We start from the raw sequence: 13087 nt of genomic DNA, 5'->3' as shown, positions 1-13087 counted from the left end.
GGACGCCCGGACACGGCGCCGGCTTTCGGGGTAGGATTGGACAATGAGAAATATTCGCATCGTATTGTGGGCGGTCGTGCTCGTTCTAGCCGGCGTCGTCAGCTGGCTGACGATCGAAATGACAAAGACCCGCGAGCAGATGGTGGAGACCGCCTATGGCGTGCCGTTCGAACTGACGGCTCAAACGGGTCAGCCGATTACCGAAAAAGCCTTTCAGGGCAAGCCGACAGCGCTGTTCTTCGGTTTCACCCATTGCCCGGAAGTCTGCCCGACGACCCTGTTCGAGCTGAATGGCTGGATGGAGAAGGTGGATCCGGCCGGCGACAAGCTGCAGGCCTATTTTGTTTCCGTCGATCCCGAGCGTGATACGCCTGAAATCATGCAGCAGTATGTGTCCAACGTGTCGAAGCGGATCACCGGCATTACCGGACCGGCCGACAAGATTGCCGAGACGCTGAAAGGCTATCGCATCTATGCCAAAAAAGTGCCGGTGGATGAGAAGGACCCGAATGGCGATTACACCATGGATCACACGGCATCCGTTATCCTTCTCGATGCCAATGGCCGTTTTGCGGGAACGATCGCCTATGGTGAAAATCCCGATGTTGCCGAGCAGAAGCTTCAGAATCTGCTGAAGGGCGCGAAGGTTTAATTGCGTTCGGCTTATTGGACTGAGTGCGGTTTTGTGGCAAAGGCAGATTGAACAGCCGAAGCCAGAGGAAACAGCCTGCCGTGAGCGAAATCCGACTTTACGTCACCACGACCGAAATCAAGGCCGGTGAAATTCTCGATTTGATGTCGGACTATTTCGGCGAGGAGGATGTTGCGATCGCCACGACCGAGGTGGACGAGAAGCGTGACATCTGGGAAGCCTCTGTCTATTTGATGGCGGAGCAGGAAGAGGAATTTCGCGAGCGCATCAGTACGCTGCTTGCGCCGGCCTTTCCGGGCCTTGTCATCGAGAAGGAGATTGTTCCTGATGTCGACTGGATCGCCAAATCGCTTGAAGGTTTGAAGCCTGTCCGGGCAGGGCGTTTCATTGTTCACGGCGCTCATGATCGCGACAAGGTGCGGCCGAACGATTTGGCCATCGAAATCGAGGCGGGACAGGCTTTCGGCACCGGCCATCATGGCACGACGGCGGGGTGCCTCGAAATGATCGAAGAGGTTCTGCGGGCGCGGCCCGTGCGCAACGCACTCGATCTCGGCACTGGCAGCGGCGTTCTGGCGATCGCCGTGCGCAAGATGCGTCCTATTCCCGTGCTTGCGACGGATATCGATCCCGTTGCTGTGAGGGTGGCGAAGGAAAATGTCCGGCTTAACGGCATTGTTTCGGGCATGGTGCTGGAGACGGCGCCGGGTTTTCACTCGGACGCCTTCCGCAAGCATGGCCCGTTCGATCTCATCATCGCCAATATTCTCGCGCGGCCACTCATCAAGATGGCGCCGCAGCTCGTCACGCATCTGGCACCCGGCGGCACTGTCATCCTGTCGGGCATTCTGGCGTCACAGCGCTGGAAAGTGCTTTCCGCCTATAATGGCGCAAGGCTTTCCCATATCCGCACCATCTGGCGCAATGGCTGGGTGACGCTGCATCTTCGCAAGGACTGAAGCTCTCGCAACATTTATTGCGGACAAAAGAAAAGGCGGCGCTTTCGCGCCGCCTGAAAACCCGCGAGCCTGGGAGGAGCTTGCTCAAGCGGGTAGACGTATTCCTGTCCGGACGCGGGGTAGGGAGGAATGCCGCGCCGGATAAAATCAGAATACGTAGCTGGACTTTGCCTTGCGACGCAGATCGGCGCGGTTCATGCCGAGCGCTTCGAGCGACTTGTCGTCGAGGTTCAGAAGGGCGGCGTTGACATGACGGCTGACCTGACGCTCGCGTGCTTCAACGACGCGATCGAAGGCGGTGCGGAGGAAAGATTTTGCCATTGCTTCAAATCCTTGTTTGCCAGGAGAGTGTCTCTCTCGCTGTGTTGATCCTGATATAAGCGATGTGTTTTTGTTTGGTTAGAGGGTATATCTCAGGGTAGGAATGCATTTTTTGCATATCACCAAGCCTTCAGTATTACTTATTTCGCGAAATATGCCCAATTTATCAGCGCAGTCCCGGGCATCACTTATGTCTTGAAACCGGCTTTATCCGCGTGGCATTGTCGTTGCGCGCCAACGATTTGATGGTGCCGACAAACAGCTTTCTCCATGACAGTTCCCGAAAGATGCCCATGTTCCAGACCTTCGAAAACAAATCCGCGCCGCAATTCGGCAAGGCTCGCGTCGAGGCGCTGCGCGCCGGTTTCGATGCCCTCGGTATCGATGGGTTTCTGGTGCCGCGTGCCGATGAATATCAGGGAGAATATGTGCCTGAGTGCGCCGAGCGCCTCTCATGGTTGACCGGATTTACCGGTTCCGCCGGCATTGCACTGGTAACGCGGACGGAAGCGGTGGTATTCGTCGATGGGCGCTATACGACGCAGCTAAGCTCGCAGGTTGACCAGACAGTGTTCACTGGTGGTGATCTGGTCGGTGCGCCACCCTCCGTCTGGCTTGCCGAACATGCTCCAAAGGGTTTCCGGCTTGGTATCGATCCGTGGCTGCACACCGGCGCTGAATTGAAGCGGCTGGACAAGGCGATCGCCGGCAAGGGCGGTTCAATCGTTCTTCTGGAAAAGAACCCGCTCGATGCGCTGTGGCAGGATCGTCCCTCCGAACCGCTGGAGCCCGTCGTCATTCAGCCAGAGGCATTTACCGGCAAGCTGGCGAAGGAGAAGATTGCCTCACTGGCGGAAACCGTTTCCGCAAAGGGGGCAGATGCACTGCTGGTGACCGACCCTTCGTCCATCGCCTGGATTTTCAATGTTCGCGGCAACGACGTGCCGCATACACCGCACCCGCTCGCCCGCGCGATCATTTATGCAGATGGCAGGGCCGATATTTTTCTCGACAAGCGCAAGACCGGCATCGAGGCCGAGGCCTATCTGGCGCAGCTCGCGACACAATTGCCGCCGTCGAAGATCGCGGATCGCCTGCACGCCATTGCCAGCGCCAAGGGCCGGGTGATGGTGGACGCCGATCTGACGCCAGTGGCGCTGACCGGCGCAATTACCGCAGCGGGCGGCTCCCTGATCGAGGAAGCCGATCCAGTCCGTCTGCCGCGCGCGCGCAAGAACAGAGCTGAGCTTGCCGGTTCCGCCGCCGCCCATGTGCAGGATGGAGCGGCCATGGTCGAATATCTCTGCTGGCTGGATCGCCAGCAGCCCGGCACGGTGACGGAAATCGACGCCGTCAAGGCGCTGGAGGCGGCTCGCGTCAAGGTGGGGCAGGGGCTGCAAAACCCGCTCAAGGATGTCTCTTTCGACACGATTTCCGGGGCCGGCGCACATGCCGCCATCATCCATTACCGCGTCACGACAGATACGGATCGCACACTTGCCGATGGTGAGATGTTCCTCGTCGATTCCGGTGCGCAATATGTCAACGGCACCACGGACATCACCCGCACCGTTGCCGTCGGCAGCGTTCCGGAGGAGCAGAAGCGCTTCTTCACGCTGGTCCTGAAGGGCATGATCGGCATAAGCACCGCACGGTTTCCAAAGGGAACGCGCGGTTGCGATCTCGATCCGCTGGCGCGCATCGCTCTCTGGAAAGCTGGCGCGGATTATGCCCACGGCACCGGCCACGGTGTCGGTTCCTATCTTTCGGTGCATGAGGGGCCGCAGCGCATTTCGCGGCTGTCGACACAGGAGCTTTTGCCCGGCATGATCCTGTCGAACGAGCCGGGTTATTATCGTCCCGGTGCCTTCGGCATCCGTATCGAAAACCTTATCTATGTGCGCGAGGCGGAGGAGGTGGCCGGAGGCGACCAGCCGATGTTCTCTTTCGAGACGCTGACATGGTGCCCCATTGACCGAAGGCTGGTGGTCACCGCACTTTTAACTGACGAGGAGCTCAACTGGCTAAATGCCTACCACGCAGGCGTGCTGGAGAAGCTTTCTCCCCTGATAACCGACGAAGAAGTCAAGGCGTGGCTCGTTGCGGCGACCAAGCCATTGGAGCGGGTTGCTTAAAGCAGCCCGAAATGCCGGATGGCGATGACGATGGCCCAGCCGATGGCGAGCATCGTCAGGCCGGGAAAGCGCAGGCAGACCAGAAGGGCGCCCACCATGCCGATCTTCACCTCGTATCCGCCTTCAAAAAAGGCGGGTGCGACGAGTGTGGTGAGAACCGCCACGGGAACGGCGTTCAGGCCCGCCTCCATCCGCGGCGGGATGGATTTCATCCGCGTCATCAACACATAACCGCCGATGCGGGTGAGATAGGTGGCGATGGCGGCGAGTGCGATCAGGAAAATCGTATCTGCGTGCAGAACGTTACTCATGGCGTTTCCACCCCATTCTCAGAATTCGTCGCGCCATTCGGTTTCGGCGGATAGAGGACCGCGACGAGAATTCCGGCGACGGCGCCGAGACTGACATGCCACGGCGAACCGACGATGTGATAGGCAACCGTTGCGCCGACTGCACTTGCCAGCATGACAGGGTAGAAATTTTCTCGCTGACGGAAGCTCAGCACCATGCCCATGAAATAGATCGGGAGCAGGACATCGAGACCGATGGCTTTCGGGTCGCCGATCATATTGCCGAGCGATGCGCCGAGAATGGTCATGGCCAGCCACAGCACATAAACGGGTGCCGCAAAGCCCATGTACCAGGAAAAGCCCACCGTGCCGGTATTTTCGTATTTCCTCACCGATTCGGCGAATTGCGGATCCACCAGCACGAAGAAACCCGCGGCCTTCTGTAGGAATGACCAGTTCGAGATCATTCGGGCGATGGCGGCGGAATAGAGGATATGGCGGAAATTGACGGCGAACACGGAAAGAACGATCAGCCAGGGGGCAACCTTCTGGCCGAACAGTTCGATACCGACGAGCTGGCTTGCGCCGGCGTAGACGGTGCCGCTCATGATCGTGGCTTCGGTGACGCTCAGCCCGTTATCGACCGCGACCGCGCCGAACAGCGCACCGAAAGGGGCGGCGGAGAGGGCGATCGGGAAACCGCCCTTCAATCCCTCGCGAAAATCTTTATTGAACATCTCTGGAACTCCTTGCCGCCGCTCTATCGCCGTCCCGTCCGACTGGCAAACGAATTGCATGAATGGATCGATTGATTAACTTGAAGCTTCCGTTACGGTATGGTGCCGGGCGGGCGGTCTCATCGCCCTCTTCCGGCGCCGCTGAACAATCTGACCATGGAAGATCGATGCTGGAGAAGCAGGAGAAGGCCGCGTTGGCCGCACGTGTCCGGGACTATCTTGCCCGGGAAGCCGAAGCTGAAATCGGCCTTCTGCAGGCGGAAATCTTCGTGGATTTTCTGGCGGAGGAATTGGGATATATGTTCTACAATCAGGGGCTTCGCGATGCGCAGGCGGCGATCCTGAGACGTCTTGAGGACGCGGCGGGGGATATAGACGTGCTGGAGAAACCGAAGCCGCGCTGATGCGCCCACTGCGCAGAGGCCCATCAAAAGGGCTCCTGTGGCGAGCACGGCAATCGGTAAACTGGTAGGCGCAGCTCCCTTTAATCGCGCAAGATGTCGCGGCTTTTAAGAATGATCGCGCCTTTTTCACGCATCGTCGCAATAGCGGCTTTTATACCCTGCGGGTCGATGCCGCGGCTGGCATCTTCGATGAAGCGGACCTTGACGCCGGGCAGCATGTCCAGCGCATCGAGCACCGAAAAACTGACGCAATAATCGGTGGCGAGGCCACAGACATCAAGTTGCGTCACGCCCTGTCGGGTCAGATAATCGGAAAGCCCCGTCGTCGCGCTCTGGTCATTGTCGCGAAAGGCGGAATAGCTGTCGACAGCGGGGTTTTCGCCTTTCTGCTGAATGTAGTCGAAAGCTTCCGTCTTCAGATCCGGGTGGAATTCCGCATCCGCCGTGCCCTGCACGCAATGGTCGGGCCACATCATCTGCGGTTTGCCGGAGAGTTCGCCCATGTCGAAGGGTTTCTTGCCGGGGTGCTGCGAGGCGAAACTGCCGTGGTTTTCCGGGTGCCAGTCCTGCGAGGCGACGATGAGGTCGTAGCCGCCATTGTCGATCAGGGCATTGGCAGTGGGCACGACCTTGTCTCCATCGGCAACGGCCAGATTGCCGCCCGGGCAGAAACCGTTCTGAATATCGATGAGCAGCAACGCCTTCATGATGGCCTCCCTTTTCCGGGCAGGATGCCAAGCTGCTCCTGGGGGATCAAGCCTTTTTCCGCCTGCCCGGCATGTGCTGGTGGTGGGAGCAGCGACCTTTCATGTCGCACTCCTGCCGCATTTCCAGCAAATTTCCGGCAAAGTCGGAATTTACCTGACAATACGGCGGAAATTTTTCAAGGCCAATGACGCCATTAGGGCGCTTCCCCGGGACCACGCGGTGCACAGGCACCCGGTATCCGCGTAAGTCATTGTTTCGCCTTAGCCCCACAATGCGCAGACCTTAACGAAATATTTTTGCAGGGACTCGTAAACACTTTGGTTACCATAATTCGTCATGCTTCGAACCAGTCAGTTCCGAAAGCGGCCCGGTGTTCGCCCGTTCTTCGGATGTCCCAAAATCCCTCCGGCGTCGGCCGGGTATGCGTGAACGGTTCGAGTAACGAGTATCATGGCGTTTTCTGCTGCGGCCTATAACGGCGCCGGTCTTGCCGGTTCGCATTCCCTCAAGAGAGGCAAATCCTTTTCGTTCGGGCGAATGTCGGCGCTTCTTGGTGGCGGTGCCTTTGCCGGCATTTTTGCCTTTGCCGCTTTCGCTTCGCTGCACGGCATGGCCGCCGCCTCGCATGGCGTCGGACAATTTGAAAAGACCCTTGTGGCAAGGCTGGATACCGCCGAGGCGGCGATTGCCCGCACGGCGGCGCGTGATATTCACGTCCGCAAGTTTTCCCGCCTGAGCGACCACAGTCACGGCCAGCAGAAGGCCGTCCGCCTTGCCGGCATCATGCCGGAGATCGGCGCGAAAGAATTCGGCGAACGATTTGGCGCGGCGGCGAACGCCAAAGGACAGGCGACCGTCAAGGAACTTGCCGCGCTTCAGCCTTCCGCGATCGTCGATTCGGCGCTTGGACGCACCTCCGAGGTTGCCTATCAGAGCGCCGTTCCACAGCATCCGGCATTCGAAGTGGCGCTGGCCCGACCGCAGGTCGAGGAAGAGGCAAGCAGTCTGCTTCCCGACGACGTGCCGCTGCCAAGCTTCAGACCTGATGTCGCGACAGCTCAAACGGTCGAGCCGTCACCGCGTCCTGCGGCAACGGCCAAGGCGGATGAGCGCGTTCCCGGTGTCGCCTCTGCGCCTGCTTTCGCTGCGCCGGTTCCGCTGCGGGCGCCGCAGGCGCCGAAACAGAGCACCGGCGCCATGCTGGCCTTCGCGAAACCGGATAATCCGATGCGTGAGCCAAGCAAGATGGATGCGGTTCCGTGGCCTGACCGTGGCAATGGCACGGCGATCTACGATATCTCTTCCGGCGTGGTGCACATGCCGAATGGCGAGAAACTGGAAGCGCATTCCGGTATCGGCAAGATGCGCGACAATCCCGATTATGTTCACGTCAAGATGCGCGGGTCCACACCGCCTTCAAGCTACAAGCTGACAATGCGCGAGGCGCGCTTCCACGGCGTTGAAGCCATTCGCCTGACGCCGGAAAATGGTGTCAATCCGCACGGCCGCGACGGGCTTCTTGCCCATACATACATGCTAGCGAAACGCGGCGAGTCCAACGGCTGCGTTGTGTTCCGCGACTATTCCCGCTTCCTCGCGGCCTTCAAGCGCGGTGAGGTCAAGCGCATGGTGGTCGTGCCGAAGCTGAACGGCAACCGCCCGACGCTTGCGAGCAGTGGTGGTAAAAGCGGCGGCAAGACTCTGCTCGGCATGTTCTCGCGCGGCAGCGACTCGTGAGGCGAAAGTATTTAACGGCTGCGCCGCTGCGTCAGCACCATGCCGGCCAGAATGAGCAGGATGCCGAGAGCGCTGGCCCAGATTTTCGGCGGATGATCGCTGAAAAGATCGAGCATCACACCTGAGACCATCTGGCCGCTTATGACAAGAAGCGCGGTGTTGACCGCGCCGATGCGAGGGATGAGCCAGCTTCCCGAAGCGATGAAGACGACGCCGATGGGGCCGCCGATAAAGGCAAGCCAGGGTGCATCGGCCGCACCCGGTGGAATGAGGCCGCCGACAACGAGTCCGATCACGGTCAGTACGGCAAAGCCGACGATGTGGTTCCAGAAAGACGCGATGAGCGGCGAGTTTGACAGGCTGAGTCGGCCGTTGATCTGGCGGCTCAGCGCCACGAAGACGCCGCCGGTAAAGGCCATGGCGATCCAGACGATCATGCCGTTCTCCCGACAAGGATGATGAGTGCGCTGCCGCATAGAATGAGCGCCACTGCCGCCATGTCCCGAAGGTCCGGCTTTCTTCTGGGCAGTCCGAACAGACCGAAAATATCAGCCAGAAGGCTGAAGATGACCTGTCCACCAAGTCCGAGCGCAATGGTTCCCGAAAGCGCCAGCGGTGAATTGACGGCGGTGGAGGTGAGGATGACGATCGCGGCACCCACAACGCCGCCGCAATAGGCCCAGAGCGGCGCTTTCGGTTTTGCCGGGGCCGAAAGGTCTTTCTTCGAACGCATGATAGCCAGATAGACCAGCGCCGCCACCGTGCCAGTGCCGTGCGCCGTCCAGGAAGAAAACAGCGCGTTGCCGTAATGGGCCAGCTGTCCGTTGAAATGCACCATCAGCGTCAAGAGACAACCGCTGGCGAAGGCGGCGGCGAGATGCAGCGGATTCAGGCGTGGATGCGTCGTGTCTGTCATGTCGGATCGGAAAAGCTGAAGATGGACACGAGCTTTAGCCCATCTGCGCCTGAATCGGAATCGAATTGCGAGAGCTGGCGGATTTGGACGAGATTATCCTGTGCGTTGCGGAACAAGCGATGTGGCCACGCATTATTGCAGCATGAAGAAAACGACACGCAAACCGTTGAACCGGATGACGATTTTCGTCGTCTCGATTTTTATTGTCGGAGCCGTTGTGGCGGCAATTTATCTTGTCGGCTTCACGCCCGGCGAAGTGTAAGACGGAGCGATCAATGACCGGCTGGGGCGGCGTTGCCCTTGCCGCGTTCCATTGCAACGCGCGCCCTGGCGACCGCGAAGCGAATACCGCGCAGCAGGAACCGGCTGGTTTCCAGATAGGCCCGATAGGGCAGGACAGTAAAATACCGCCAGCGCGGCAGGCGGTAAATGCGCAGATTGTTCTGGATCTGGCTTTCACCATCCGCATCCTGCGTGGCGCAGAGCGGATAGATGAAGGCGGCCTTCAGGCCGGACAGATATTCAAGATCGAAGGCGATATCGTAGGCGAGCCGCATCGGGATGAGCTTCGATATCCATTGTCCGGCACGACGGTTGACGAGATAGGCGCCTGAGCCTTTTTCGCGTGTCAGCGCAATGGCTAGTGAGCGACCGTTCGAGAGCGGACGGAACGGAAATTTCCGGCCATTGCTGACCGTCGTGAGACGCAGCAAGTCCCAGTCTGAGTCATTCAGCGCCGCCTCATCAATCGCATTTAGAAAATCATCATCGAAGATCACGTCATCCTCGAGGATGAGCGAGATATCGGCATCGCCTTCCATGAATTTTCGGGCGCAGGCGACATGGCTGAGATAGCAACCGATTTCCGGAGGTGACGTGCGGCGGCCATGCATCAGCATATAGGAAATTTCGCTGAATTCCGGGATTGGATAATTCAGCTCCCTGCCATTGACGCCTGGGATGCGCTCCGCCTTGAGACCCATGGCATCAAGGCGCGCGGTCATATCCGCGAGGCGCTTGGTGGCGCCGTCCATGTTGATCAGGAAAACCGCAAGCTTGCGCTGGCTTTTCGGCAATATATGCAAAGCAGTCCTCACCCGGTTCTCACATCCCATTGCAACTCCTTTATTGCAATGGCGTGACGTGGGCTATGGGAAAAGCGGCCTTCAGGCACTCATAGTTGTTGAATCAAACCTTTTCCACAAATCCATCCAAAACGCGCTTCTGGCCGGCGCGGTCGAAGTCGATGGTGAGCTTGTTCCCCTCGATGGCAGCGATATTGCCGTTGCCGAACTTGATGTGGAAGACGCGGTCGCCGACGAAGAATTTTGACGGCGTGTGGGCCACGGATTTGGCCACCAGTTCCCCATCGATGGTGCGGGTGCGCGGGCCGCTTTCGCCATAACCGATTCGTTCCACCGCATGGCCGGAGCGCGTGCCCCAGTTGTCGCGGGTGGCATCGCTACGGTTCTGCTGCGCACGCTTCCAGCCCGGGGTGGAATAGGTGTTCGCAAAGGGATCTGCCTTGTCGAAACGCGATTGTCCGTAGCCACCACGCCCGCCATAACCGCCGTAATTGCTGTCGGATGCTGCGACATCGACATGGGCGGGCGGCAGTTCATCCAGAAAGCGCGAGGGCAGGGTGGATTGCCACAGCCCGTGAATGCGCCGGTTCGAGACGAACCAGATATGGCAGAGTTTCTTGGCACGCGTAATGCCGACATAGGCAAGACGACGTTCTTCCTCCAGACCGGAGCGGCCGCCTTCATCCAGCGCCCGCTGGTGCGGAAACAGGCCTTCTTCCCAGCCGGGCAGGAAGACGGTGTCGAATTCCAGACCCTTGGCGGAATGCAGCGTCATGATGGAGACGGCATCGAGATTTTCGTTCTGCTCGGCATCCATGACGAGGGCGACATGCTCGAGGAAACCGCGCATGCTTTCAAAGGCTTCCATCGAGCGGATGAGTTCCTTCAGGTTCTCAAGGCGTCCGGGCGCTTCGGCCGTCTTGTCGGCCTGCCACATGGCGGTATAGCCGCTTTCGTCGAGAATCTGCTCGGCAAGCGTGGTGTGCTCGGTGTTTTCGAGCAGACCCTGCCAGCGGCGGAAATCCTGCACCACATCGAACAGCGCCTTGCGCGCCTTCGGCTTCAGCTCGTCGGTTTCGATGATGTCGGCCGCCGCCGCCAGCATCGGAATGTCGCGGGCACGCGCATAGTCGTGCAGGTTGCGGATCGTCGTATCGCCAAGGCCGCGCTTCGGCGTATTGACGATCCGCTCGAAGGCGAGATCGTCGGCCGGCTGGCAGACGAGGCGAAAATAGGCCATGGCATCGCGGATTTCGAGGCGCTCATAAAAGCGCGGGCCGCCGATGACGCGGTAATTGAGGCCGAGCGTGACAAAACGGTCTTCGAATTCGCGCATCTGGAAGGAGGCGCGGACGAGGATCGCCATGTCGTTCAGCAGGTGACCCTTGCGCTGAAGCTGCTCGATCTCTTCGCCGACTGCGCGGGCTTCCTCCTCGGAATCCCAGGCCGCATGCACCACGACCTTTTCGTCGTCAGGGCTGCTGCGTTCGGTAAACAGCGTCTTGCTGAGGCGTCCCTCATTATGCGCGATGAGGTGGCCGGCCGCGCCGAGAATATGCTCGGTGGAGCGGTAATTGCGTTCGAGCTTGATGACCTTGGCGCCGGGAAAATCCTTGTCGAAGCGCAGGATGTTGTCCACTTCCGCGCCGCGCCAGCCATAGATCGACTGGTCGTCGTCACCCACACAGCAGACGTTTTGCGGCTCGCCCTTGGCGCGCTGCGCAAGCAGCCGCAGCCACATATATTGCGCCGTGTTGGTGTCCTGATATTCGTCCACCAGAATGTAACGGAACTTCTGGTGATACTCCTTCAGAATATCCGTATGGCGGCGGAAGATGCTGATCGGGTGCATCAAAAGGTCGCCGAAGTCGCAGGCATTCAGCGTTTTCAGCCGGTTCTGATAGGCGGTATAGAGCTCGCGGCCCTTGCCATTGGCGAAGGCGCGGCTGTCTCCTTCAGGAATATCCGGCGGCGTCAGGCCCTTGTTCTTCCAGCCGTCGATCATGCCGGCGAACTGTTTGGCCGGCCAGCGCTTGTCATCGAGTCCTTCGGCCTGAATGAGCTGCTTGATCAGCCGCACCACGTCATCCGTATCGAGAATGGTGAAATCCGACTTCAGGCCGACGAGTTCGGCGTGACGACGCAACAGCTTGACGCCGATGGAGTGGAACGTGCCGAGCCAGGGCATGCCCTCGACCGCGCCGCCGACGAGAACGCCGATGCGTTCCTTCATCTCGCGGGCGGCCTTGTTGGTGAAGGTCACGGCAAGGATCTGGCTGGGATAGGCCCGGCCCGTTGCGAGAATATGGGCAATGCGGGTTGTCAGAACACGGGTCTTGCCGGTGCCGGCGCCGGCGAGGACGAGAACCGGCCCGTCCAGCGTTTCCACGGCATCGCGCTGTTCCGGGTTGAGGCCGGACAGATAATCGGGTGCGGCACGCGTTTGATCGCGCGCAGCCATGGCGCGGGCGGCAATGCCAAGCCCGCCGCCGTTTTCCGAAGGGGCATTGTTCGTTGCCCTGCGCGGCGCCACGGGTTCCTCATCGAAGAACGGCATATCGTCAAAACTGTTGCTCATGCGGCCCAATGTAGTGATTCGGGATATAAAGGCCAGAACCGCGTTCTGCTTTTATTCCGGTATCGCCGCTCAAAACGCCTATTCCAAGGCATTATTTCGGGTTCATGCCCTCTGGTCGGCATCAAAAGCGGCATCGACAGGCACTTGAAGGGCCACCGCAAGCTGGTTGGTCTTGGCGGCGAGCGCGATAATCCGCATCAGATCGGCATGCTGTTCATTCGTCATGCCCTTGGCTTTCGCGGCCGCCGTATGGGAATGAGCACAGTACGAGCAGCCATTGGTGACGGACACTGCGATGTAAAGCATTTCCTTCACCAGAGGGTCGAGCGCCGAGGGTGTCGCCATCACCGCCTTGACCTCGCCCCATGTCTTTTCCAGAAGATCAGGATCAAAGGCGAGGTAAAGCCACATATTGTTGATGAAGTCCGATTTGCGGGTGGTGCGGATATCATCGAACACCGCTTTCACGCGCGGATCGGCTTCGGGATTTTGTGTTTTCGTGACGGTGCTCATGGCTTCCTCCGGCTCATTTCGTGCTGACAGACTACCGCGCTGAACAATATTT

Annotated in this window: 14 protein-coding genes; 5 read left to right on the top strand and 9 right to left on the bottom strand. The window is 59.3% G+C overall.

Annotated elements, in window-relative coordinates:
• Positions 1-43 precede the first annotated feature (43 nt).
• Both sco and ACZ47E_RS08520 read left to right on the top strand, forming a co-directional pair.
• Complete coding sequence (gene sco, locus ACZ47E_RS08525; RefSeq protein ID WP_022556589.1) at positions 44-652, top strand: cytochrome oxidase assembly protein Sco; 609 nt, start codon at positions 44-46, stop codon at positions 650-652.
• Positions 653-732: 80 nt separating this feature from the next.
• Positions 733-1611 (top strand): 50S ribosomal protein L11 methyltransferase, encoded by an 879-nt coding sequence (locus tag ACZ47E_RS08520; protein WP_142184865.1) that lies wholly within the window; start codon positions 733-735, stop codon positions 1609-1611.
• A gap of 147 nt (positions 1612-1758) precedes the next feature.
• Here the strand turns inward: ACZ47E_RS08520 and ACZ47E_RS08515 are convergent, their stop codons facing one another.
• Positions 1759-1932 (bottom strand): hypothetical protein, encoded by a 174-nt coding sequence (locus tag ACZ47E_RS08515; protein ID WP_003522343.1) that lies wholly within the window; start codon positions 1930-1932, stop codon positions 1759-1761.
• A 293-nt stretch (positions 1933-2225) separates the two neighbouring features.
• Here ACZ47E_RS08515 and ACZ47E_RS08510 point away from each other — a divergent pair, with 293 nt between their 5' ends.
• Complete coding sequence (locus ACZ47E_RS08510; protein WP_107339250.1) at positions 2226-4067, top strand: aminopeptidase P family protein; 1842 nt, start codon at positions 2226-2228, stop codon at positions 4065-4067.
• On the opposite strand, the gene ACZ47E_RS08505 is transcribed toward ACZ47E_RS08510, so the two are convergent.
• Positions 4064-4378: an AzlD family protein gene (locus ACZ47E_RS08505; protein WP_004442758.1), complete on the bottom strand. Its 315-nt coding sequence runs from the start codon at positions 4376-4378 to the stop codon at positions 4064-4066. The genes ACZ47E_RS08510 and ACZ47E_RS08505 overlap by 4 nt on opposite strands.
• The gene (locus ACZ47E_RS08500) at positions 4375-5094 is read right to left on the bottom strand and encodes an AzlC family ABC transporter permease (RefSeq protein ID WP_045531905.1); all 720 of its coding nucleotides are present in this window, start codon (positions 5092-5094) and stop codon (positions 4375-4377) included. Before ACZ47E_RS08500 ends, ACZ47E_RS08505 begins: the two co-directional genes overlap by 4 nt.
• 167 nt (positions 5095-5261) lie before the next feature.
• Between ACZ47E_RS08500 and ACZ47E_RS08495 the strand changes: the two genes are divergently transcribed.
• Positions 5262-5498 carry a DUF2164 domain-containing protein gene (locus ACZ47E_RS08495; RefSeq protein ID WP_278066875.1) on the top strand — a complete coding sequence of 79 codons (237 nt, stop codon included), beginning with the start codon at positions 5262-5264 and terminating at the stop codon, positions 5496-5498.
• 80 nt (positions 5499-5578) lie between these two features.
• Here the strand turns inward: ACZ47E_RS08495 and pncA are convergent, their stop codons facing one another.
• Entirely contained in the window at positions 5579-6205 is a 627-nt protein-coding gene (gene pncA, locus ACZ47E_RS08490; RefSeq protein WP_107339252.1) for a bifunctional nicotinamidase/pyrazinamidase, read from the bottom strand.
• Between the two features lie 451 nt (positions 6206-6656).
• Here pncA and ACZ47E_RS08485 point away from each other — a divergent pair, with 451 nt between their 5' ends.
• Positions 6657-7943, top strand: coding sequence for a DUF2778 domain-containing protein (locus tag ACZ47E_RS08485; protein WP_278066874.1), 1287 nt, complete (start codon positions 6657-6659; stop codon positions 7941-7943).
• 11 nt (positions 7944-7954) lie between these two features.
• Here ACZ47E_RS08485 and ACZ47E_RS08480 read toward each other — a convergent pair whose 3' ends face one another.
• From ACZ47E_RS08480 to ACZ47E_RS08460, 5 genes are all read right to left on the bottom strand, one after another.
• On the bottom strand, positions 7955-8380 hold the full coding sequence (locus ACZ47E_RS08480; RefSeq protein ID WP_022556583.1) for a DMT family transporter: 426 nt from the start codon (positions 8378-8380) through the stop codon (positions 7955-7957).
• Entirely contained in the window at positions 8377-8859 is a 483-nt protein-coding gene (locus tag ACZ47E_RS08475) for a DMT family transporter (RefSeq protein ID WP_004442751.1), read from the bottom strand. The genes ACZ47E_RS08480 and ACZ47E_RS08475 overlap by 4 nt, the downstream gene beginning before the upstream one ends.
• 272 nt (positions 8860-9131) lie before the next feature.
• Entirely contained in the window at positions 9132-9944 is an 813-nt protein-coding gene (locus ACZ47E_RS08470; RefSeq protein WP_278067468.1) for a glycosyltransferase family 25 protein, read from the bottom strand.
• A gap of 103 nt (positions 9945-10047) precedes the next feature.
• Positions 10048-12522: an ATP-dependent helicase gene (locus tag ACZ47E_RS08465; protein WP_464016837.1), complete on the bottom strand. Its 2475-nt coding sequence runs from the start codon at positions 12520-12522 to the stop codon at positions 10048-10050.
• A 102-nt stretch (positions 12523-12624) separates the two neighbouring features.
• Positions 12625-13035 carry a carboxymuconolactone decarboxylase family protein gene (locus tag ACZ47E_RS08460; protein WP_278066872.1) on the bottom strand — a complete coding sequence of 137 codons (411 nt, stop codon included), beginning with the start codon at positions 13033-13035 and terminating at the stop codon, positions 12625-12627.
• Positions 13036-13087: the final 52 nt, after the last annotated feature.

The organism is Agrobacterium sp. 5Ca39, from assembly GCF_055382365.1.
The sequence above is the reverse complement of the archived record's forward strand: the minus strand, read 5'-3'. Positions and strand labels throughout refer to the sequence as shown.